Origin of the sequence: Nocardia sp. NPDC059195 (genome assembly GCF_042754695.1) — a bacterium.
Lineage (GTDB): Bacteria > Actinomycetota > Actinomycetes > Mycobacteriales > Mycobacteriaceae > Nocardia.
The window spans coordinates 318,958-342,185 of sequence record NZ_JBHZBG010000002.1; the positions used below are offsets into that span (position 1 = coordinate 318,958).

Below are 23,228 nucleotides of genomic sequence, written 5' to 3' on the forward strand. Positions count from 1 at the left end.
TCCGGATGCCTGCGGTCGGCGCTACTTTTCGATGGTGGTTGTCGCGGTGGCGATTTCAGTCGGCGCGAGAGTGTCAATGGAGAGCGTGTGAGAAGCAAAGGAATCTACCAACGCGGTACGTGCACTGCTATGGCCTTGGGAACGTCACTTATTGTTCTGGTTACCGCGTGCGCATCTGAAAGCGGCACTAGGTCCCATCCAATAGGTGAAGCCGTTCAAGGCGGTGTTCTACGCTTCGCGACGAACTCTGGTCCCGGCGGGTGTATCGATCCGCACCAGAGCCCGGCGGACATTGCAGGTTTCATCGCACGGCCGATCGTCGACTCCTTGGTCGCGCTCAATGCTGACGGGACCTTGGCGCCATGGCTGGCCACGGAGTGGGCGGTGTCCGAGGACCAGCTCACGTATTCGTTCACGTTGCGTGACGACGTGACGTTCTCGAACGGAGAGAAGTTCGACGGCAACGCCGTGAAGGCGAACCTGGACCGCATCGTCGATCCGGCGACGAAGTCGCAACTCGCCGCCAACACCATCGTCACCTATGCGGGAACCGACGTCATCGACGAGACACACATCGAAGTGAAGTTCTCGGAGCCGAACTCGGCGTTCCTGCCGTCGGTCGCGTCGGCCTATCTGGGGATTCAGGCGCCGTCGACGTTCGCCGACGGAACGGACGCGCTGTGCACCAAGATCGTGGGCAGCGGCCCGTTCACCAGCGACGAGGGCTACGTACTGAATCGAGGCATCGACTACGTCCGCAACGACGATTACGACTGGGCCCCGGGCAACGCCGACCACACCGGCCAGGCGTATCTGGACGGGATCTCGATCCAGGAGATCACCGAGGAGTCGTCCAGGCTCGGCGCTCTGACGAGCAATCAGATCGACGCCATCGCAAGCGTTCCACCGGTGAACGTCGAACAGCTGCGTAACACGGAGGGGTTCGAGGTGGACACCGCCGCGGCACCGGGCGGAAACTACAACTACTATCCCAACAATCAGTCCGGCCCGTTCGCCAATCCTGTCCTCCGCGAGGCCTTCCGCATCGGAATCGACTGGAAGACCGTCGTCGACAAGCTCTACTTCGGTGTGTTTCAGCCCGCGAAGAATACGCTGAGCCCCAGCACCGTCGGCTATGACGAGACTAGTGAGTCCTCCGGTGGCTACGACGAGGAACGCGCCAATGCCCTTCTGGACCAGGCGGGTTGGACCGAGCGTGACAGCGAGGGGTACCGGGTCAAGGACGGAAGCCGCCTCGTCGTCGACCATCCTTACCTTCGTGAGTACACGCGGGAACAGCGCGACACATTGCTCGAGCAAATACAGGCTGGTGCCAAGAAGCTGGGGATCGATCACCGGATCCGCAACGTCACGATCGACCAGTACATGGCGGATCTCTATGTTGGTGGGTACGACATCCTCGATTTCAGTTGGCAACGTGCATCTCCCGACGCTCTGCGCACACTGACCGACTCCGCGAACATCCCGTCCCCGCCCGATACGTACGGCACCAACCTCGCGCGCTACAGCAACCCCGAGGTGGACGCCGCCCTTGCCACCGCGCTCGCCGAGACCGACCTGGTGGCGCAGTCCGAGCACTACGCCACGGCGCAGCGACGAATCTCCAGCGACAACGCGGTGTTCCCGGTCTACGTGTTCAACTACGCGCTCGGACGGAGTGGCAAAGTACAGGGAATCAGGTTCGAGCCGCAGGCGTTCCCGACGTTCTACGATGCCTGGATCGCGCAGTGACGGTGATCGACGACGTGGATGTCCCACGAGTGGAGCGCCGTACGCGATCGCTCGTCGAGACGGCCGCCCGCCGATTGTCGGTCTCACTCCTCGTTCTGTGGGGCGCGGTCACTGCCACCTTTCTGGTGCAGCACACGGGGCAGGGGCCGACGATCAACGCGATCATCGGCACCTCCTCGGTGACGCCGGCAGTGAGAGCCCAGATCATCGCCGAGTACAGACTGGACGATCCGCTGATCGTGCAGTACGTGAACTACCTGTGGCGATTGCTGCACGGCGACCTCGGTCATTCCTATTCTCTCCGGCAGCCGGTCACGGAGGCCTTGGCGAGCCAGGTCTGGCCGACCGTACAGCTGGTCGTGGCCTCGGCGCTATTGGCTCTCGTCGTCGCCGTGGTTGTCGGGTTGGCCACCGCCAACAAGCCCGGATGGTTCCGCGGGCCGGTGACCTCGATCGAGGTGCTCACCGTCGCGATACCCACGTTCTGGCTCGGGATTCTCCTTCTCACTGTCTTCTCCTTCCAACTCGGCTGGGTCCCGTCCGTTGGCAGTGACAGCATCTCTTCCCTCGTGCTTCCTGCCATTGCTTTGGCGGCATCTCCGGCGGCCTTGCTGTCGCAGGTTCTGAGGCACAGCGTCGAGCGCATTCTGGACGAGACATTCGTGACCACAGTTCGGTCGCGAGGAGTAGGTGAAGTGGCACTCCTCGTCCGGCATGTACTCAGGCACGCCGCGATGCCCGTACTGACACTCTGGGGGTGGATCGTCGGTGCTCTCATCAGTGGAGCCGTGGTCGTGGAGCAGGTCTTCTCCCGAGAAGGTTTGGGACGCTTGACCATTTCTGCAGTCGTCGGACGGGATCTCCCACTCGTTCTGGGAGTGGTCATTATCGCGGCGTCGTTCTACACCATCGTGAACACGGTGACAGACGCCGCGTACGGCTGGCTCGATCCTCGACTTCGTGACGAGGACCGACTCAGCAAGGTGTCGTCGTCGGAGGAGCGTGACGATGCAGCCGGGCACGATGCGACAGGGGCGGTCCGGGCGTGAGCATCTCGAATATCCTTCTGGACAAGGCCCCCGCGGTGCGGTTCACCACCGGACAGACCGCGGTCGAGGGCCTGCGACGTCTACGCCCGTCGGGTCTGTTCAGTGCACTGTTCCTCGTCGTCGCCGTCACGGCCGCACTGGCTCCGACGGTGTTCACCGACCAAGACCCCGACGCGGGTGACGCACTGGACATGTTGCTCCCGCCGAGGGGGGAGCATCTGTTCGGCACGGATCAGAACGGGCGGGACATCTTCGCCCGGGTCGTGTACGGCGCCGGGCCGTCGCTGTCGATCGGCGTGAGCGCGACTGTTCTCGCCCTGGCGGTGGGAACGGTCGTCGGCGTGCTCGCCGCTCGGGGCGGCCGCTTCGGCGACTGGGCCGTGTCGCGGCTTCTCGACGTGTTCCTCGCCATCCCCGGTCTTCTCCTAGTCTTCCTGATCGTCGCCTCGCGCGGTCCCGGGAGCCTCACCACGATCATCGGTGTCGCGGTGGTGACCCTGCCGAGTTACGCCAGGCTCGTCCGCGGCGAGGTCATCCGGCTACGGTCGGCCCCGTTCGTCGAAGCCGCACGTGGGCTGGGCTGGTCGCCCACCGCCATCACCTTCCGCCATATCGTCCCGAACGCTGTAGGGCCGGTCCTCGTACTCGCGACGATCGGAATCGGATCGGCCATCGGGCTCGGAGCCTCGTTGAGCTTTCTCGGCCTCGGACCCCAGCCCCCGACCACCGAGTGGGGCGCCATGTTGTCGGCGAGTAGAACCTATTTCTCTGTCGCGTGGTGGCCGGCCGTCTTCCCTGGCATCGCCATCACTCTCACGGTGCTGTCGGTAACGGTGATCGGGCACCGTCTACGACGTGGCCGCAACTGATGAAGGGACGTTCGATGGCTGTGCCATCCACCGAGTTGTTGCTGTCCGGTCCGTTGATCGACGTACGAAATCTCCACGTCGCCTTCGGCTCCGGGCATCGTAGGACGACAGCGGTCGACGGGGTCTCGTTCACCGTCGACCGGGGAGCCAGCGTTGCGATCGTCGGGGAATCGGGTTCGGGAAAGAGCGTGACGGCGCGAAGCCTCGTCGGGCTGATCGGCGGCTCGGCCGACGTGCAGGCGGATCGGCTGCACGTCGACGGTTTCGATGCGCTCGCGCTGTCTGAACGGCAGTGGCGGGGTCTCCGCGGCAAGCACGTCGGATTGGTCCTCCAGGATGCGCTGTCCTCGCTCGATCCGTTGCGCACCGTTGGTGCGGAGATCGGGGAGGTTCTGAGAACACATCGTGTCGTGGAGCGAGCTCTCGTCGACGACAGAGTCCGCGAACTCCTTTGCCAGGTCGGTGTTCCCGAGCCGGCGCTTCGTGCGAGCCAGTACCCGCACGAGTTGTCGGGCGGTCTGCGGCAACGGGCGTTGATCGCGTCCGCGATCGCGGCAGAGCCTGCGCTGTTGATCGCCGACGAGCCGACCACCGCGTTGGACGTCACGGTCCAGGCCCAGATTCTGCGGCTTCTCGACGAGCGACGAGACGCCGGCACGGCGCTTCTGTTGATCAGCCACGACCTCGCTGTCGTTTCGCGAGCCGCTGACTACGTCTACGTCATGAAGGACGGCGTGTTTGTCGAACACGGACCCACCGAGCAGGTACTCGGCCATCCCTCTCACCCCTACACCCGGAAGCTGATCGACGCGGTCCCGGCGCCGCACCAGCGCGGGACGCGACTGACGACCGGCGCTGCGGCTCCGCGACCCGCTCCGACCTCGGAGGTCGTTCTTCGGGCAGACGGTCTGTCGAAGCACTTTCCGCTCTCGGGCAACCGTCGGCTTCGCGCGGTCGACGAGGTCAGCTTGGTGGTCCACCGCGGTGAAACACTCGGCATCGTGGGTGAATCGGGATCGGGCAAGTCGACGGTAGCCCGCCTCCTGCTGGGTTTCGAGACACCAGACGCGGGCACGGTCGAGGTCGACGGCCAGGCCTGGACCGCGATGTCGCGCCGAGACTTGCGCACGACGAGGCGTCGAGTCCAGGCCGTCTATCAGGACCCGGTGAGTTCGTTCGATCCTCGACACACGGTGCGCCGCGTAGTGGAGCAGCCGTTGCTCGTCGGTGGCGGACGAAGCCGGGCGGAGCGCCGAACGAGAGTGCGTGAGTTGTTGGAACTCGTTGGCCTGCGGGACGAGCACGCAGACCGGCATCCCAGCCGGCTGTCGGGTGGACAGCGCCAACGTGTCGCGATCGCTCGTGCCCTCGCGACACAGCCCGACGTCGTGATCTGTGACGAACCGGTGTCGGCGTTGGACGTGTCGATCCAAGCACAGATCCTCGATCTGCTGATGGATCTGCAATCAGAACTCGGGACGGCGTACGTCTTCATCTCCCACCACCTCGGCGTCGTCTACCACGTCGCCGATCATGTTCTGGTGATGAAGGCGGGCAAGGTCGTCGAATCGGGAACCGTCGAGCGGATCTTCGCCGAGCCCGAGGACGAGCACACCAGAGAACTGTTGGCAGCCGTTCCCACACTCGGACACGACGCTGACGGGGAGAAAGTGGGCGCTCCGGTCTGACCGACGACGGGCAGGCGCTCACTTCACACAACCAACTCAGCTTCACGAAGGAGCAGTCATGGGAGCAGTCCCCTTGTCCGTGCTCGACCTCGTTCCCCGACCCAGTGCCTCCGACACCGCGACGGTACTGCGGAACACGGTCGATCTGGTTCGGAGCGTCGAGCAGCTGGGTTATGCCCGCTACTGGTTCGCCGAACATCACCTGAATCCAGGGATTCTGGGCTCGTCTCCGGCGGTTCAGATCGCACTTGTCGCCAGCGCGACGTCGTCGATCCGACTGGGTTCGGCCGGAGTGCAATTCGGCCATCGCACACCGCTGGCCACGGTCGAGGAATTCGGCCTGATCGATGCCTTGTATCCCGGCAGGCTCGATCTGGGGATCGGCCGTTCGATTTCGCGCCCGGCCCCCTCCCCCGCCGCCCCGGAAACGCGCGGTAGCGCCGAAATCGCCGTGGAGAAGTATCTTTCGGCGCGCGGAGGTGCGGATCACTCCGAAGACACCCACACCTCGAACGGGCTGCTGATACCGAGACAGTTCGAACTGAGATCCTCACTGCCGGACGATCTGATCGACAGCCTCGTGAACTTGCTCCAGCAGCCCGGCGCATACGCTCCGTCCTACGAAGAGCAGATCGAGACCACACTGGCGCTCCTGCGGGGCACGCTGGCGGCTCCGAGTGGACGCGCGCTGCGCGCTTCGCCGGGTGAGGGTGCCGATGTGCAGTTGTGGATTCTCGGGGCATCGGGAGGCGGCAGCGCAACGGTTGCAGGTGCGCGTGGGCTTCGTTTCGTGGCGAGCTATCACCACAGCCCCAGTACGCTCATCGATGCGGTCGACGCATACCGTTCGGCGTTCGTGCCGTCCGCGGACGTGCCGGAGCCGTACGTTGCGGTGTCCGTCGATGCTGTCGTGGCCGAAACAGACGGTGCCGCCGAGGTTCTCGCCAGCGGTTACGCACCGTGGGTGCGCAGCATCCGTCGTGGTGACTTCGCCATCGAGTACCCGAGCCCCGCGGAGGCTGCCGCGTTGGAATGGACCGACGACGACCGACAGCTCGTTCGGGACCGGGTTCTGGCTCAGTTCGTCGGTTCACCGAAAACCGTGGCGGACAAACTCGAACAGCTGCGCGATGCGACGGATGCGGCGGAAATCGCCATCACGTCCATCACTCATGATCATGCGGCGAGGGTCCGCTCGTATGAACTCATCGCGAGGGAATGGGCGGCCAGGTAGCAGAAGGCCCGTCGAATGAACAGTGGGTGAACTTCTCAAAAACGATGCGGTAGAGGAGAAGCCGGCGGGGCCGGATTCCTCCGCTGTGACCGCGGGCACTGTGTACGGCATCGTACCCACTGCCCATATACAGTCGAACCAGAATACGAATGTCGTTTGGAAGTGTGCTCGGGGGGGAACGCGTTGACTGTTGTGCATTTCGGGATCCTCGGTCCACTCGAAGTGACTGTGGACGGTGCAGCCACCAACTGTGGAGGTGCGAACCAACGCGCGATCCTCGGAATCCTGCTGCTGCACAGAAATAGGGTGGTACCCACCAGCACGATCATATCGGCACTGTGGGGTGTCGACGCCCCGGCGTCGGCGAGGAAGATCGTCCAGAACTCGATCTCTCGACTCCGGCGAACACTGTGCACGGATTCGAACAAACGTGATTCGGCACTGTTAGTGACTCGCGAACCGGGGTACATGCTCAGTGTCGCGGACGACCAGTTGGACCTCGCACGTTTCGAGATGTTGGTCGACGAAGGACGGATGCTGCTGCACTCGGAAGATGCGGAGTCCGCCTCGGATGCCTTCCGGGCGGCGCTTGCACTGTGGCGTGGCAGCGCGCTGGCGGACCTCGCGGAGAAGGGCCTGTTCTGGCCAGAGATCGAGGCGCTGACCGCCTTGCGGCACGACGCCATGGAAGACTATTTCGATGCCGAACTCCACTGCGGGCGTTCGGTCACCGTGGCGACAGAGGCTCGGCGGGCTCTCGAAACCAATCCGCATCGTGAGCGTCTGTGCGCGCAGTTGATGACTGCGCTCTATCGCGGTGGTCGACAGGCCGACGCACTGGCCGTGTACCGAGAATTTCGCACGAGACTGAACGCGGACCTAGGGCTGGAACCCAGTGCGAAACTCAAGGAGCTAGAGCACTTCGTCCTGGTTCACGATCAGGCGCTCGCGGTCGAGGACACCGGGGTGACCGAGCCCGACACGGCCACGGTGGTGCCGTCGAGCAGTGCGCCCGGTGTGGTGCCCGCCGATGTATTGCACGCGACTGCCGACCGGGGTCCGAATCGCGGCCGCCGGGTCGACAGCGACGCTCACGTGGAGCCCCTCATCGATCGCGATCGTGAACTGGATGTGCTCTCAAATCTCCTCGCGCTGGTCAGGCACAGGGGACGTGCCGAGACCGTAGTGGTTCTCGGAGAGCCCGGTATCGGTAAGAGCCGTGTGATCCACGAGTTCGAAACCCGTGTGCGATCGACACCCGCTACGCCGATGATTCCGATCGTGCGCGTGGCTTCGGGAACGGACGGCGGCGTCATGGACGCGATGAGAACGACGATCCTGGCGATGTGCGACGAGGAGCCGGGAAGCCGGATAGAGTCCGGTTTGTGGTCGCGCATACGTGCAGTTGCGGAGTCCAATCATGACGCCGAATGGATGTGGATCCGCCTACGTCTTCTGACAGCCGACTCGCGCGATCAGGACGCGTTGTGCTGGCGTGACATCTTCCCGGCATGGCATCGATTCCTGGGCCTGTTGGGTCCGGCACGGACCATAATGCTCGTCGTCGAGAACCTCGATCGAGCGACGACGGCCGTCCGGCAGTTCGTGCGGTCGCTCAACTCCCGCGATCACGCGCTTCCGATGATGCTCGTGACGTCCTCGCGGCCGGAGGCGTCGACTCTCCGCCCCGTGTTCGACTCGAGTGGTCGCGACGTCTTCACGTTGTCCCTGGAGCCGATCTCCGATTCGGCGGTCAACCGCCTGCTCGAGCAGCGTCTCGGACGCTATGGCCTGTCGTTCGACCTGGTGGACATGAACAGCGAGCAGCAGCGGCTCGCGGTCGACTTCTGCGAACAGTTGTTGGTTCACATCGGCGGAAACCCGATGTTCGCCATCGAGTACTCGAGCATGTTGCTGGATGTCGCCCTCGCGAGTGAGGGGCAGGTCGTGTCTGGGAATGACGAATCGGTGGACGCCTCCTTCGAGACGCTGTTGCCGACCGTGTTCAAAGTTCTCCACGACCTCGTCCGAGGCGTGAGCGTCGACAAGAGGGACACGCTGTCCGATATGGCGGTGTTGGGGAATACGGCGTCCCTCGATGCAGTGGCGGCGCTGGGCAAGCGTGATGTCGAGGCCGTTCGACACGAACTCGACGAGCTGGTGCGGGTCGGAATACTGGCACACGGGGTGCGGCTGTCCGATGGCCGTCCACAGTACACGTTCCGACACACACTGGTGCGACACTTCGCCTACCGCGAGAACTCGGTGGCGGAGAGAGCGGCGAAGCATGCCGCGAGCGCCGCCTGGCTCCAGACCGAAGCGAGCTGGGACGTGGAGGCGATCGCCGAACACCGCGCCAGATCGGTGAGCCTCTCGAACACGGCGGGCGGAGACGGCGGCACGGCCATCGATCACGCGCGACACTATCTGATCGCGGCGAGTCGGACCGCTGACACCGTGGCAGAGCTGAGCAAGACTGCCAGGCATTATCTGGCGGCGGCGGACAGTCACACGGATTCGTACCCGGCGCACGTCGACATGCTGATCCGAGACTGGCGGCATCTGCTACGGAAAACCCGTTCCGCGGTGGACGCCCCTCTCACGACTGCTTCGGGTAGTGCAGTAGCGCGGTAGGGATCAGTCGAACGAAAACCGGGGGTTCGTCGATGGTGGTGTTCTTCTCGCCCGTGTACTTCTCGATGAGTTCGTGTGCGAGTTCGTACGAGTTCTCCTCGGTGACTTCGGCAATTCCTCTGATCTCGACCGAGCGGTACGGATCTTCCACATCGAATAGGGAAAGGCTGATCCTGTTGTCGCGGAGGATATCTCTGTGCTTGCGTCCTCCACGCGCGACCATGAACACGGCGTGGTTGTCGTGACGGTGAGCCCAGATCACTGAGCCACGTGCACTGCCGTCCGGCCCGACCGTTGCGACGATCGGAAAGTTCTTCCTGTCGAGTAGATTTCGGGTGAAGCCATCCAGTTGGACTGTCACGTTTCAGCCAAGCCTTTCATTGGAGTGGGGTACCGACGCAGTTGTCTACCGAACAAGCGCACCGAGTCGGGCGATGTGCGATTCCAGTGTCGCATCGTCGAGGTCGGCCAGGGACGAATCGAATTGACGGTAATCGTCAGCGGTATCGAGTGTCGCAGGTTCGCCGGCCGACCGCGCGTTGCGGAAGTCGATGATGTGCCGGCGTGGTTTGGGTATCCGGCGATCAGAGATCGGGTATAGCAGATGCAGAGCATCCTGGTTGCGAAGCACCGATGCCAACTCGCGTAGCGCAGCGTCGAGTCGAGCGATCTCCTCGTCCGTCAGCAAGATCGAAGGTTCCAGTCGAAGAGAATTGGTCGCACTTGCCGTCGGCGCGATGCGAATGTTGTGCTCCCAGAGCAGATAGCCGGAAATTATCCATCCGAAAACACCGTCCTGGAACTTCGTTCGGATGAACGCCGATGACGCGTCCGCCTGGCTGCGGAAGTCCACGCCGAGCATGAGTCCACGCCCGCGGATCTCGTCGATCACGTCCGGGAAGTCGGCGTGCACTCCCTCCAGGGTCTCTCGCAGCGCGCGACCACGTTCGGCCGCGTGCTCGTACGCGAGCCCGTTGTCCGCCTCCAGTAGTTCCAGAGTCTTCAACGCAATCGAACTCGAGAAACTGTCCTTGGCGAACGTCGAGCTGTGGACGAACTCGAACGCCCGTTGGTAACGGGAGGTTCGGAACAGCACGACGGAGATCTTCGCGATACCGCCGCCCAGACTCTTGGCCAACGCGTAGTAGTCCCCACGAAGTCCACTGTGTGTGCTGGCGAGAAAGCTACCGGTGCGACCCATGCCGCTCTGGATCTCGTCGAGCACGATCGGAATGTCCAGTTCGGCGGCGACCTTCTGGATCTCGCGGGCGAACTCGACGCTGATCTCTCGAATTCCGCCTTCTCCGAGTATCGGCTCCAGTACGAACGCGGCGAGCGTGGGAACGGTGCGCTCGCGTACGCCGACGACACCGTCGTCGTCCACCAGGACTTCCACTGCGCTCACCACCTCGGCGTCCACGAACTTCCTGAGCGCACTGGGATCGTTGAAGGGCAGGAAGCGTGCATGAGCAGCCAACGCTGTGAACGGAGCGCGAAACGCCTCGTTATGCGTGAGTTGTACGCTTCCCGCCAGCTTCCCGTGGAACGACCCCTCGACCGTGAGGTACACCGGCTGCACCGCGAGAGCGTCCTCGTTGGCGCGATCCACTGCCGAGGCGAATTCGTCGAAGCTACGGTGCTCCGACGCTGGAAGGCCGAAGCGTCGCCAGAGCTCGTCGGAAATCCTCGTATCCGACCCGACTGCGCGGCTTCGCGCGGAGTGCAGCGATACTTCGAGGTCGTCGCGAAGTGTGGCCAGCTTGTTGACCCGTTCCATTTCGGCGTGTTTCAGCGCGACCTCGATGGCCTCGGCGCCGCTGTTGGCGAAGACCGAGGTGAAGTCCTCGGTTTCGCCGAGCTCGCGCTTGACGATGTCGTTGAGAAGTCCCGCCAGTTCAATCGCCTCGGTGCGGCGGGAGAATTGGGCGTGGACCGGCATCCCCGCGCCGAGCACGCGACCTGCCTCGGCAACCAGCCGAGGATGGTGGTGACCGAGGATCAATGAACCGAATCCTCCAGTGTAGTCGATGATCTCGACCTCTCGACCGTCGGAGTCCTTTCGATAGAGTTTGTTCGCGCTCGCACGCGTGTATTCGACATCCAGGCCGAACGTGGCGAAGAGATCACCCAGGTACGGCTCGGCGAGGTCACGGGTGGTGGTCATGGTGCCTTCCTGTCGCGGTTCGCGTACTCGATTCCGGTGGATGGATTCGGCGCGGACACCCGCGCTGTGGCGACGCTACGGGTGCCCGGTAATTGCCCAGTAACTGCGTGGTACACGGTGATTCGCGAATCCCGGGCGTGGAGTCGACCGTCCTGTTACCCGAGGGAGAACAGGTGGTGGATATCGCCCGATACGGTCGGGCAATCACCAAGTTCCGGGCCACACGGCATTCGCCGAATGAGTGCGTGTCCGCCTCCGTAGACGTCTTCCGGGAGCAACGAAATGAATCCATCGACCTCGGTGCCTGCAAGTTCGACGAATTCGGATGCGGTCGCGGTGGTGGGAACGGCGTGCCGGCTTCCCGGTGCTGCGAATCCGACGGAGTTCTGGGCGCTGCTTCGCGACGGTCGCAGTGGGCTCTCGACGGTACCGGAAGGTCGGGGGCTCGTTACCCCTCCGCGGGGTGGATTCATCGACGGCGTCGACGAATTCGATCCGGGGTTCTTCGAGATCTCGCCACGTGAGGCAGCTGCGCTCGACCCCCAGCAGCGAGTGACGTTGGAACTCGCGTGGGAAGCTGTCGAAGATGCCGGGTGGGGGCCTGCCGATCTCGCAGGCGAGAACGTGGGAGTCTTCGTCGGTGTCGCGTCGGACGACTACTCGACGCTCCGGCACAAGAACGGAGCAGGGACGGACCGGCACACTCTGACCGGAACGAGCAGGGCTGTGCTCGCGAATCGGCTGTCGTACTTCTTCGGGTTCCGTGGACCGAGCTTCGCAGTGGACTCGGGTCAATCTTCCTCGCTCGTCGCGGTGCATCTGGCGTGCGAGAGCATCAAACGTGGTGAGTCGAGCATCGCGATCGCGGGCGGCGTGAACCTCATTCTCACCGACGAGAGCACGATCGGTGCCGAGCAGTTCGGCGCGCTGTCGCCTCATGGGGAGTGCTTCACCTTCGATGCCCGGGCCGATGGGTACGTCCGCGGTGAGGGAGGTGGACTCGTACTACTGAAATCGTTGAAGGCTGCGCTGGCGGACGGTGACGTGATCCACGCCGTCATCGAGGGCAGCGCGATCAACAACGACGGATTCAGCCACACCTTGACCACCCCAGATCGTGGCGCGCAGGAAGCGGTCATCGTTGCCGCTCATCGACAAGCGGGCGTCGGCACGCAGGACATCGACTTCGTCGAATTGCACGGCACCGGAACCCGGGTCGGCGATCCGATCGAGGCCGCAGCCCTGGGGGCCGTGTTCGGTCCGGAGCGGACGAGGAACAACCCGCTGCGGGTGGGCTCGGTGAAGACCAACATCGGCCACCTCGAGGCGGCGGCGGGAGTGTCGGGACTGATCAAGGCCATACTTGCCGTCCGCCATGGGGAGCTTCCGCCGAGTCTCAACTACGTCTCGGCCAACCCGAACATCGACCTCGTCGGTACCCATCTCGCCGTCCAGACGACACTGCACCGCTTCGACTCCGGCCATCGACCGCGGGGCGGCGTCTCCTCGTTCGGTATGGGCGGCACGAACTGCCATGTCGTGCTTTCGGGGCCACCCCTACCTCCGTCGACGAACGACTTCGTGGAGCCGAGCATTCGCCGAGACAGCGATGAGGCGCTGGTGTTCCCGGTGTCGGCCAAGACTCCCGACGCGATCGCGGGCCAGGCCGCCCGGTTGCTGGAGATGGTGCGAAGCGACCGCAGCGCCACACTCTCCGACATCTCGCGATCGTTGATCTCGACTCGCACGGTCTTCAGCCACCGCACGACGCTGATCGCGGACGACCGGGAAAATCTGGTCGCGCAGCTCTCCGAACTCGCCACGAGCGATGCGGTGCACCGGACGGCGTCGGAACGATCCGGCGTCGCGTTCCTGTTCTCGGGCCAGGGTGCCCAGTACCCGGGAATGGGCGCGGATCTGTACCGCCGGTTCCCCGCGTTCTCCGACACGATCGACGCTGTGACCGCCGAGTTCGATCGGTATCTGGACATTCCGCTGACGGAGGTGCTGTTCGGAGAGTCGATGGACATCGACGAGACCGTCTATACCCAGCCGGCTCTCTTCGTATTCGAAGTCGCCCTGTTCCGCCTGCTGGAGCAGTGGGGTGTTCGTCCCAGCGCCGTTGCCGGGCATTCGATTGGAGAGCTGGCGGCTGCGTACGTGGCAGGGGTCTTCTCGCTGCCCGACGCCGTACGGCTGGTGGCGGCACGTGGCCGGCTGTTGCAGGAGTTGCCCCGAGACGGCGCGATGGTCGCGATCGCCGCGACACAGGAGGAGGCTGCCGCCGACCTCGTCGGGCGCACGGCCGACGTCTCCATCGCGGCGGTGAACGGACCGACCGCGGTCGTGATCTCGGGCGATGCCGTCGCAGTCGACGAGGTTGCAGCGTTGTTCCGCGGGCGTGGGCGCAAAACGAAGCGACTGACCGTGAGTCACGCGTTCCACTCGCCACGGGTGGACGCAGTTCTCGACGAATTCCGTCTCGTCGCCGAGACCGTGACCTACCACGCCCCCCGGCTGACGTTGATCGCCGGCGTCACCGGCACGGTCGTCGACTCCACGACCGTGCCCGACGCCGAGTACTGGACCCGCCACATTCGGGACGCCGTCCTGTTCGCGAACACCGTGGACACCCTGTCCGGGCTCGGGATCGACACTTTCGTGGAGGTAGGACCGGACGCCACCCTGACAGCACTGACCAGGCCAATCATCGGCGACACCGGCGAGGCGTTTGCACTCGCTCGCCGAGGTAGAAACGGGCCGCAGACGCTCCTGGCAGGGCTGGGGCAGGCCTTCGATGCCGGCCTAGGTGTGGACTGGAGCTCTGTTCCGGGAGACTCGGAGGCGAGGATCGTGCCACTGCCGACCTATGCATTCGCACGCCGAAGGTACTGGCTCGATACCGTTCTCGGTAGAGATCCCGTCGTGGAAACCACTCCCCCGGCCACCACCGAACGGACAACCGACGTGCCGACTCAGGCGGTCGCGTCGGCACAACCACGAGCGACGGACCGTCGCCGAACGCTGCTGAGTTCCGTGCGACGCGAGGCCGCAGTCGTTCTGGGACATCGCAGTTCCCACGAAATCGTCCCGTCCTCCACCTTCCAGGAACTCGGGTTCGATTCACTGGCCGGAGTCGAACTCCGAAACAGACTCCGCAGTGCCCTCGGTGTCGAACTGCCCGACACGGTGGTCTTCGACCACCCGACACCCACCGTTCTGGCCGCGTACCTGTCCGACCTGCTCGGCGCAGTCGACGGGTCCGTCGGCGACGACCGGACTCACCCTGGACCGGCCATCGCCACAGACGATCCCATCGCCATCATCGGAATATCCTGCCGCTACCCCGGCGCGGATTCGCCCGAGGAGCTGTGGTCGCTTCTGTCGGACGAGCGGGACGCGCTCTCGACGTTCCCCACCGACCGCGGATGGGACCTCGACGCCCTCGCACGGGCGGGAAGCCCGGAAGGTTCGGCAACCGAGAACGGCGGATTCCTCAGGGATGCTGCCGGATTCGATTCGAACTTCTTCAAGATCAGCCCCGTCGAGGCATTGGCGATGGATCCGCAGCAGCGGTTGCTGCTCGAGACCTCGTGGGAGGCTTTCGAGCACGCTCGTATCGATCCCGAATCGCTCCGCGGCTCGACCACAGGCGTATTCGTGGGCGGCGGCCCAGTGGATTACGGCACCCGACTCGACAGCCCTGCGGACGGATTGGAGGGTCACCGGCTGACGGGTGGATCGCCGAGCATCCTCTCTGGTCGGATCGCGTACTCCTATGGTTTCGAAGGCCCGGCGGTGACTGTGGACACCGCGTGCTCGTCGTCGCTGGTGTCGCTGCACCTCGCCGTCCGGTCACTTCGTTCCGGGGAAAGCACGTTGGCTCTCGCCGGCGGTGTGACTCTGATGCCTACGCCGGGAATGTTCCTGGAGTTCTCGCGTCAGGGTGGGTTGTCGGTGGATGGTCGGTGCAAGTCGTTTTCCTCTGCCGCAGACGGCACCGGCTGGTCCGAGGGTGTGGGTGTGTTGTTGTTGGAGCGATTGTCGGATGCTCGGCGGTTGGGGCATCGGGTGTTGGCGGTGGTGCGGGGTTCGGCGATCAATCAAGATGGTGCGTCGAATGGGTTGACGGCTCCGAGTGGTCCCGCCCAGCAGCGGGTTATTCGTGCTGCGTTGGCTGACGCGGGGCTGGGTGTGGGTGATGTGGATGTCGTCGAGGCGCATGGGACAGGGACTCGGTTGGGGGATCCGATCGAGGCTGGTGCGTTGTTGGCGACGTATGGACGCGGGCGTGAGGTGGGGCGTCCGTTGTGGTTGGGGTCGGTGAAGTCGAATATCGGTCACACGCAAGCTGCCGCAGGAGTGGCTGGTGTGATCACGATGGTGATGGCGATGGAGCGGGGGGTGTTGCCGCGGACGTTGCATATCGATGAGCCGTCGTCGCATGTGGATTGGTCGGTCGGTGCTGTGGAGTTGTTGACGTCGGCGCGTGAGTGGGGTGGTGGGTCCCGGGTTCGGCGGGCTGGGGTGTCGTCGTTCGGGATGAGTGGGACCAACGCCCACGTGGTGTTGGAGGAAGCGCCGTCCACCCACGACACCACGCCCGTGGCGGTGTCGGGTTCGGGGACCGGGGGGCTGGTCGGTACGGGTTCGATGGTGCCGCTGGTGGTCTCGGGTCGTGGTAGCGGCGCGTTGGCGGGTCAGGCTTCTCGAGTCGCGGGGTTCGTCGAGAGTCTGGGCGAGGGCGAGGACGTGGTCGATGTGGGGTGGTCGCTGGTGTCCAGTCGATCGACACTCGAGAATCGGGCGGTCGTAGTGGCCGACGGACGCGACGGCGCGGTGGCCGGGTTGCGTGCATTGGCGACAGGTGAGCCTGCTGTGGGTGTGGTCTCGGGGGTGGCTCGGGTGGACGCGGAGGTGGTGTTCGTGTTCCCGGGCCAGGGTTCGCAGTGGTGGGGTATGGGGCGGGAGTTACTGGAATCGAGCGCGGTGTTCGCGAGCGCGATCCGGACCTGTGAACAGGCATTGGCCCCGTATGTGGACTGGTCGCGGTCGCAGGTGTTGCGGGGTGAGGGCTCGGAGGTCGATTTCGAGCGGGTGGATGTCGTTCAACCGGTGTTGTTCGCGGTGATGGTGGGTCTGGCTCGGGTGTGGGAGTCGGTGGGTGTGCGTCCCGCCGCGGTGGTCGGGCATTCGCAGGGTGAGATCGCCGCGGCCCATGTGGCCGGCGCGTTGAGCCTCGAGGACGCGGTGCGAGTGGTCGCCCTGCGCAGCAGAGCGTTACGCGAGATCGAAGGACTGGGAGCGATGGCATCGATCTCGCTGGGACGTGGAGAGGTGGAGCAGTTGTCGGCTCCGTGGGCTGATGTGGTGTCGGTCGCGGTGGTCAATGGTCCGGCCGCGACGGTGATATCGGGTGATCGTGGTGCGGTGGAGCGGGTGTTGGAGTTGGCGGAGGCCCGGGGGGCTCGGGTTCGGTGGTTGCCGGTGTCGTATGCGTCGCATTCGCGGCAGGTAGAAGTGCTCGGCGAACGGTTGTTGTCGGATCTGGAGTCGATCGAGCCGGTGTCGTCGTCGGTGGCGTTTCATTCGACGTTGACCGGTGGGGTGTTCGATACCGCGGGGCTCGATGCTCGGTATTGGTTCGACAATCTGAGGAACACCGTCGAATTCGAAAAGACCGTCGATGAACTCGTCACGTCCGGATTCGGCGCATTCGTCGAGGTGAGCCCACACCCCGTCCTCCTGTCGTCCCTGACGGACATCATCGACTCGGGTGCGTCCGACGCGGTGGCGGTAGGCACGCTCGCACGTGACGAGGGAGGGATTCGGCAACTGTTCGGCAGCTTCGCCGAGGCCTACGTCCGTGGGGTGGCCGTCAACTGGGACGCGGTCTTCGACGGAAGCGGGGCACGAACCGTCTCGCTGCCGACCTACGCCTTCGACCGCACCCGCTACTGGCTGACGAGCACATCGCAGGCCACCGGCGCCGCGGAGTCCGCTCTGGTCGACGTGCCGGAAGCGAAGACCGAGCAGTCGGCGTTCCGCGCGCAGCTCGATCCCCTCACTGATTCCGAGCAACACCGACACGCACTACGTTTGGTTCTGAGGCACGTATCTGCCGTACTCGGCTATGGCACCGACCAGGAAATCGATCCGGCGGTATCGTTCCGTGACCTCGGATTCAGTTCTCTCACTGCCGTTCGACTCAGGAATCAGCTGGTCTCGACGACCGGGGTCGCGCTTCCCACTGCCGTGCTCTACGACTTCCCGAGTCCCCATGTCCTCGCCAAGCACCTTCGCGACGAGGCGTTGGGTATCGACAGCGTGGGCATCGCCGGCGACACCCACGTGGCTGCCGGCCCCCGCGGCGACGAGGACGACCCCGTCGTGATCATCGCGATGGCGTGCCGCTACCCAGGTGCGGACTCGCCCGAGGAACTGTGGAATCTGGTCGACCGGGAAGAGACCGTGCAATCCCCATTCCCGACGGATCGAGGCTGGGACCTGGACCGGTTGTACGATCCGGACAAGGTTCGCCCGAGTACCAGCTATACGCGATTCGGTGGATTCCTGGGAACTGCAGGGGACTTCGATCCCGCCGCATTCGGGATCAGCCCACGGGAAGCACTGGCGATGGATCCGCAGCAGCGGTTGCTGCTCGAGGCCACGTGGGAAGTGTTCGAACGTGCCGGTATCCCGGTGAAGGATCTGGAGGGCAACTCCACCGGTGTGTTCGTCGGAACGATGGGCCAGGAATACGGCGCCCGAATGCACGAGGCGCCGAGAGAAGTCGAAGGCTTCCTCATGACCGGTGTGTCCACCAGTGTGACTTCCGGTCGGCTCGCCTACACCTTCGGGTTGAACGGCCCGGCGGTGACTGTGGACACCGCGTGCTCGTCGTCGCTGGTGTCACTGCACCTGGCGGCCCAGGCGTTGCGCTCGGGGCAGTGCTCGCAAGCGCTCGCGGCCGGAGCCACCATCATGTCCAACCCCGGCACGTTCATCGAGTTCTCGCGTCAGGGTGGGTTGTCGGTGGATGGTCGGTGCAAGTCGTTTTCCTCTGCCGCAGACGGATTCGGACCGTCCGAGGGTGTGGGTGTGTTGTTGTTGGAGCGATTGTCGGATGCTCGGCGGTTGGGGCATCGGGTGTTGGCGGTGGTGCGGGGTTCGGCGATCAATCAAGATGGTGCGTCGAATGGGTTGACGGCTCCGAGTGGTCCCGCCCAGCAGCGGGTTATTCGTGCTGCGTTGGCTGACGCGGGGCTGGGTGTGGGTGATGTGGATGTCGTCGAGGCGCATGGGACAGGGACTCGGTTGGGGGATCCGATCGAGGCTGGTGCGTTGTTGGCGACGTATGGACGCGGGCGTGAGGTGGGGCGTCCGTTGTGGTTGGGGTCGGTGAAGTCGAATATCGGTCACACGCAAGCTGCCGCAGGAGTGGCGGGTGTGATCAAGATGGTGATGGCGATGGAGCGGGGGGTGTTGCCGCGGACGTTGCATATCGATGAGCCGTCGTCGCATGTGGATTGGTCGGTCGGTGATGTGGAGTTGTTGACGTCGGCGCGTGAGTGGGGTGGTGGTTCCCGGGTTCGGCGGGCTGGGGTGTCGTCGTTCGGGATGAGTGGGACCAACGCCCACGTGGTGTTGGAGGAAGCGCCGTCCACCCACGACACCACGCCCGTGGCGGTGTCGGGTTCGGGGACCGGGGGGCTGGTCGGTACGGGTTCGATGGTGCCGCTGGTGGTCTCGGGTCGTGGTAGCGGCGCGTTGGCGGGTCAGGCTTCTCGAGTCGCGGGGTTCGTCGAGAGTCTGGGCGAGGGCGAGGACGTGGTCGATGTGGGGTGGTCGCTGGTGTCCAGTCGATCGACACTCGAGAATCGGGCGGTCGTAGTGGCCGACGGACGCGACGGCGCGGTGGCCGGGTTGCGTGCATTGGCGACAGGTGAGCCTGCTGTGGGTGTGGTCTCGGGGGTGGCTCGGGTGGACGCGGAGGTGGTGTTCGTGTTCCCGGGCCAGGGTTCGCAGTGGTGGGGTATGGGGCGGGAGTTACTGGAATCGAGCGCGGTGTTCGCGAGCGCGATCCGGACCTGTGAACAGGCATTGGCCCCGTATGTGGACTGGTCGCTGTCGCAGGTGTTGCGGGGTGAGGGCTCGGAGGTCGATTTCGAGCGGGTGGATGTCGTTCAACCGGTGTTGTTCGCGGTGATGGTGGGTCTGGCTCGGGTGTGGGAGTCGGTGGGTGTGCGTCCCGCCGCGGTGGTCGGGCATTCGCAGGGTGAGATCGCCGCGGCCCATGTGGCCGGCGCGTTGAGCCTCGAGGACGCGGTGCGAGTGGTCGCCCTGCGCAGCAGAGCGTTACGCGAGATCGAAGGACTGGGAGCGATGGCATCGATCTCGCTGGGACGTGGAGAGGTGGAGCAGTTGTCGGCTCCGTGGGCTGATGTGGTGTCGGTCGCGGTGGTCAATGGTCCGGCCGCGACGGTGATATCGGGTGATCGTGGTGCGGTGGAGCGGGTGTTGGAGTTGGCGGAGGCCCGGGGGGCTCGGGTTCGGTGGTTGCCGGTGTCGTATGCGTCGCATTCGCGGCAGGTAGAAGTGCTCGGCGAACGGTTGCTGACAGACCTCGAAACCATCGAACCGATCTCGTCACCGGTGGCGTTCCACTCCACCCTGACCGGCGGAGTGTTCGACACCGCAGGACTCGATGCCCGCTACTGGTTCCACAACCTCAGAAACACCGTCGAATTCGAACACACCGTGCGAAGCATTGCGGAGGGTGCGCGACGGGTGTTTCTCGAGGTCAGTTCTCATCCGGTCCTGGTGTCCGCCATCGGTGAGGTGCTGGAGGAGATCCACGGCAATACGGAGCAGCCGGTGGTCGGCACCCTTCGTCGGGACGACGGCGGGGTCGGACGGGTTCTGACATCGGCTGCCGAATTATTCGTCCATGGGGTGGCAGTCGACTGGGACGCGGTGTTCGACGGAAGCGGCGCACGCGCCGTCTCGCTGCCGACCTACGCCTTCGACCGCACCCGCTACTGGCTGACGAGCACTCCCTCCGGTGCGGCAAGCCTGGCAGGTGTCGGGCTGACGGACGTCGAGCATCCCCTGGTCAGCGCGGTTGTAGGGTTGGCAGGTACCGACGGGCGGGTGTACTCCGGTCGACTGTCCCCGTCGGTGCAACCGTGGTTGGACGACCATCTGATCGGCGAGGACATGGCTGTTCCGACCGGAGCACTCGTCGAGTTGGCACTTCGCGTCGGACAGGACGTGGGAAGCCCCACGGTCGAGAATCTGGAGTTCATCCAGCCGCTGTATCTGGCGGAGACCGCTGCGACGCTGATTCAGGTGGCGGTGGACGATGCCGTGGACGGCGGGCGCACCGTGCTGATTCACTCGCGGCGTGACGCGGAGGACGCGGAATGGACCCTCAACGCAGAGGGGCGCCTCAGCGACAGAGCTGCGGTTGCGGATCGTGGTTCGTCGCCGTGGCCTCCGGCCGACGCCTCGTCCGTCGATGTCGGCGACATCTTCACGAGGCTGGCGCTCACCGAAGTGTCGTACGGACCCACATACCAGGTGCTCGGCGAGGTGTGGAGATCCGAAGGCGAGTACTTCGCGGACCTGCGGCTGGACGATGGACAGGAGCGGGATGTCGCACGCTTCGCGCTGCACCCTGCCTTGCTCGAATCGGCCGTGCAGATAGCACTTCTCGCCACTGATCCCTCCCGCGATGGAACTCCCGCGTCGGCGGCATCGTGGAGCGGCGTCGAGGTGCACGCCCTCGGCGCGTCGTCGCTGCGTCTGCGGGTGACTCCGACCTCGGAGGGGGCGTTCGCAGTGCGGTTCGAGGACGACTCGTCTCGGCTGGTGGCCCGTGCCGACGCACTCACCGTTCGTTCGATCCCGGCGCGGCCGGTCACCTCGAGCGACCTGCACGACGCTCTGCTGCGCCTCGACTGGGTGGAGGTCACGACCGAGGCGGTGGACGAGCCTGCTCGGTGGGCAGTGATCGGTGAGGATGTGCCCGAGGTACCCGATGCCCGTTTGTTCGATGATGTTTCGGAACTCGCCGCGGCGGTGGAGGCCGGTGATCGGATCGATGCGGTGGTGCTGTCCTGTGTCGAGGAGCCGCAGACTGCCGAAAGTACCGTGGCTCGGGTGTATTCGTCGGTGAACCGTGTGCTCGAGTTCCTCGGGGAATGGGTCTCCGAGGAACGGGTGACCTCGATTCCGTTGGTGGTTCTCACCCGCGGAGCGGTGGCGCCGAGTGGGGAGGACGTCACCGACCTGGCGGGCGCCTCGATCTGGGGACTGACGCGTTCCGCGCAATCGGAGGCGCCGGACCGTATCTGGTTGGTGGATGCGGACTCCACCACCGCGGAACAGTTGTCGACGCTGGTTCGCCTCGATGAACCGCAACTTATGATTCGTGCTGGTTCGGTGTTGGTTCCACGACTGGCGCGCGCGGCGAAGAGCAGCTCGCAGCCACGGTCCACGCCGCAGTGGAATCTCGACGGTACGGTGCTGATCACCGGTGGCACAGGCACGCTCGGTACGTTCGTCACCAGGCATCTCATCGAAGTGCACGGGATCAGGCACCTTCTCTTGACCAGCCGCCGAGGACCCGAAGCCGAGGGCGCGGCCGAATTGGTGGCGTTGGGAGCGGAGCTGGGTGCGGAAGTCAGGATCGCGGCGTGCGACACGGCCGACCGAGCCACGCTCGAGGAGCTGCTGCGGAGTATTTCCGATGACCATCCGTTGACCGGGGTCGTGCATGCTGCGGGAACCCATGCGCCAGGGCTGCTTTCGGATATCACTCCGGAGATGGTCGAGACAGTGTTACGGCCGAAGGTCGATGCCGCGTGGCATCTTCACGAGCTCACTCGCGATCTCGATCTCGCGGCCTTCGTGGTGTTCTCCTCGATCGCGGCGGTGTTCGGTGGGCCCGGGCAGGCCAATTACGCGGCAGCGAACGTCTTCATGGAGGCGCTCGCTCAGCATCGCGCAGCCAACGGACTGAAAGCTACCTCGCTCGCATGGGGACTGTGGGCGGAGCTGACCGGGATCACGAGCCAACTCCAGGAGGTCGACCTCGGACGAATCGCCCGTGACGGATTCCGCCCGATGCCGACGGAGCAAGGACTCGCCCTGTTCGACGCCGGTCTCGTATCGGATGACGCCGTACTGACCGGAACCCCACTCGACCTGGCGCCATTGCGGGCGAGCGGCGAGTTCTCATCCCTGCTCCGGGGACTCATCCGCACGCCAGGCCGCCGCGCCGTCTCCGCCGGATCCGGGAGCACGGACACCGGCGGTGGTCTCGGTCGGCGACTGCAGAACTTGTCGTCGGAGGAGCAACGTGACCTGGTGCTCGATCTGGTTCTCGCCGAGGTCGCGGCGGTTCTCGGCAACACCAGAGAGCGTGGTCACGAGTCGGCGGACCGACCATTCCAGGACTTCGGGTTCGACTCGTTGACGGCAGTCGAGCTGAGGAACCGGCTCCGCAGCGCGACGGGGGTGCAGGTGCCGACGACGCTGGTCTTCGACCATCCGACTCCGAAAGCGGTGACCGAGTATCTGCTCTCCCAGTTGGTGACAGACGACTCGTTGACCGAACTGACCGTGTTGGTGGAACTGGAGGCCATGGAGGCTCGCCTCAGTGCTTTCGCCGTCGATGCCGACCGTCGGTCGGTCGTCGCAGGCCATCTGAGCGAGCTCAGCGGTCGGTGGCGAGGTGATACGGGCGACGCGGTGGACCACGACTTCTCGGATCTGGAATCGGCAACCGACGACGAACTTTTCGCGCTACTCGATACCAAGCAGAGGGATTGA

Annotated in this window: 9 protein-coding genes and 1 pseudogene; 8 read left to right on the forward strand and 2 right to left on the reverse strand. The window is 64.7% G+C overall.

What is annotated here, in order from left to right; translation table 11 throughout:
• Window positions 1-129: 129 nt before the first annotated feature.
• From ACFXKN_RS04175 to ACFXKN_RS04205, 7 genes and pseudogenes are all read left to right on the forward strand, one after another.
• Window positions 130-1,752 carry an ABC transporter substrate-binding protein gene (locus tag ACFXKN_RS04175; RefSeq protein WP_379432335.1) on the forward strand — a complete coding sequence of 541 codons (1,623 nt, stop codon included), beginning with the start codon at window positions 130-132 and terminating at the stop codon, window positions 1,750-1,752.
• Complete coding sequence (locus tag ACFXKN_RS04180; protein ID WP_379432336.1) at window positions 1,749-2,801, forward strand: ABC transporter permease; 1,053 nt, start codon at window positions 1,749-1,751, stop codon at window positions 2,799-2,801. Before ACFXKN_RS04175 ends, ACFXKN_RS04180 begins: the two co-directional genes overlap by 4 nt.
• Complete coding sequence (locus ACFXKN_RS04185; RefSeq protein ID WP_379432337.1) at window positions 2,798-3,670, forward strand: ABC transporter permease; 873 nt, start codon at window positions 2,798-2,800, stop codon at window positions 3,668-3,670. Before ACFXKN_RS04180 ends, ACFXKN_RS04185 begins: the two co-directional genes overlap by 4 nt.
• A 14-nt stretch (window positions 3,671-3,684) precedes the next feature.
• Entirely contained in the window at window positions 3,685-5,358 is a 1,674-nt protein-coding gene (locus ACFXKN_RS04190; RefSeq protein ID WP_379432338.1) for a dipeptide ABC transporter ATP-binding protein, read from the forward strand.
• Between the two features lie 58 nt (window positions 5,359-5,416).
• The gene (locus ACFXKN_RS04195; RefSeq protein ID WP_379432339.1) at window positions 5,417-6,592 is read left to right on the forward strand and encodes an LLM class flavin-dependent oxidoreductase; all 1,176 of its coding nucleotides are present in this window, start codon (window positions 5,417-5,419) and stop codon (window positions 6,590-6,592) included.
• Window positions 6,593-6,820: 228 nt separating this feature from the next.
• A pseudogene (locus ACFXKN_RS04200) lies at window positions 6,821-7,054 on the forward strand (winged helix-turn-helix domain-containing protein); the annotation flags it as partial.
• A gap of 30 nt (window positions 7,055-7,084) precedes the next feature.
• Entirely contained in the window at window positions 7,085-9,226 is a 2,142-nt protein-coding gene (locus ACFXKN_RS04205; RefSeq protein ID WP_379432431.1) for a BTAD domain-containing putative transcriptional regulator, read from the forward strand.
• Here the strand turns inward: ACFXKN_RS04205 and ACFXKN_RS04210 are convergent.
• Both ACFXKN_RS04210 and ACFXKN_RS04215 read right to left on the reverse strand, forming a co-directional pair.
• The gene (locus ACFXKN_RS04210) at window positions 9,192-9,587 is read right to left on the reverse strand and encodes a pyridoxamine 5'-phosphate oxidase family protein (protein ID WP_379432340.1); all 396 of its coding nucleotides are present in this window, start codon (window positions 9,585-9,587) and stop codon (window positions 9,192-9,194) included. The two genes, ACFXKN_RS04205 and ACFXKN_RS04210, sit on opposite strands and share 35 nt — an antisense overlap.
• Window positions 9,588-9,632: 45 nt before the next feature.
• Entirely contained in the window at window positions 9,633-11,390 is a 1,758-nt protein-coding gene (locus ACFXKN_RS04215) for an aspartate aminotransferase family protein (RefSeq protein ID WP_379432341.1), read from the reverse strand.
• 282 nt (window positions 11,391-11,672) lie between these two features.
• Between ACFXKN_RS04215 and ACFXKN_RS04220 the strand changes: the two genes are divergently transcribed.
• The gene (locus ACFXKN_RS04220) at window positions 11,673-23,228 is read left to right on the forward strand and encodes a type I polyketide synthase (protein WP_379432342.1); all 11,556 of its coding nucleotides are present in this window, start codon (window positions 11,673-11,675) and stop codon (window positions 23,226-23,228) included.

Bases quoted from the DNA above. Each gene is read 5' to 3' on its own strand.
- ACFXKN_RS04195 (WP_379432339.1), top strand. From the start codon at position 5,417: ATGGGAGCAGTCCCCTTGTCCGTGCTCGACCTCGTTCCCCGACCCAGT.
- ACFXKN_RS04220 (WP_379432342.1), top strand. From the start codon at position 11,673: ATGAATCCATCGACCTCGGTGCCTGCAAGTTCGACGAATTCGGATGCG.
- ACFXKN_RS04175 (WP_379432335.1), top strand. From the start codon at position 130: ATGGCCTTGGGAACGTCACTTATTGTTCTGGTTACCGCGTGCGCATCT.
- ACFXKN_RS04215 (WP_379432341.1), bottom strand. From the start codon at position 11,390: ATGACCACCACCCGTGACCTCGCCGAGCCGTACCTGGGTGATCTCTTC.
- ACFXKN_RS04190 (WP_379432338.1), top strand. From the start codon at position 3,685: ATGGCTGTGCCATCCACCGAGTTGTTGCTGTCCGGTCCGTTGATCGAC.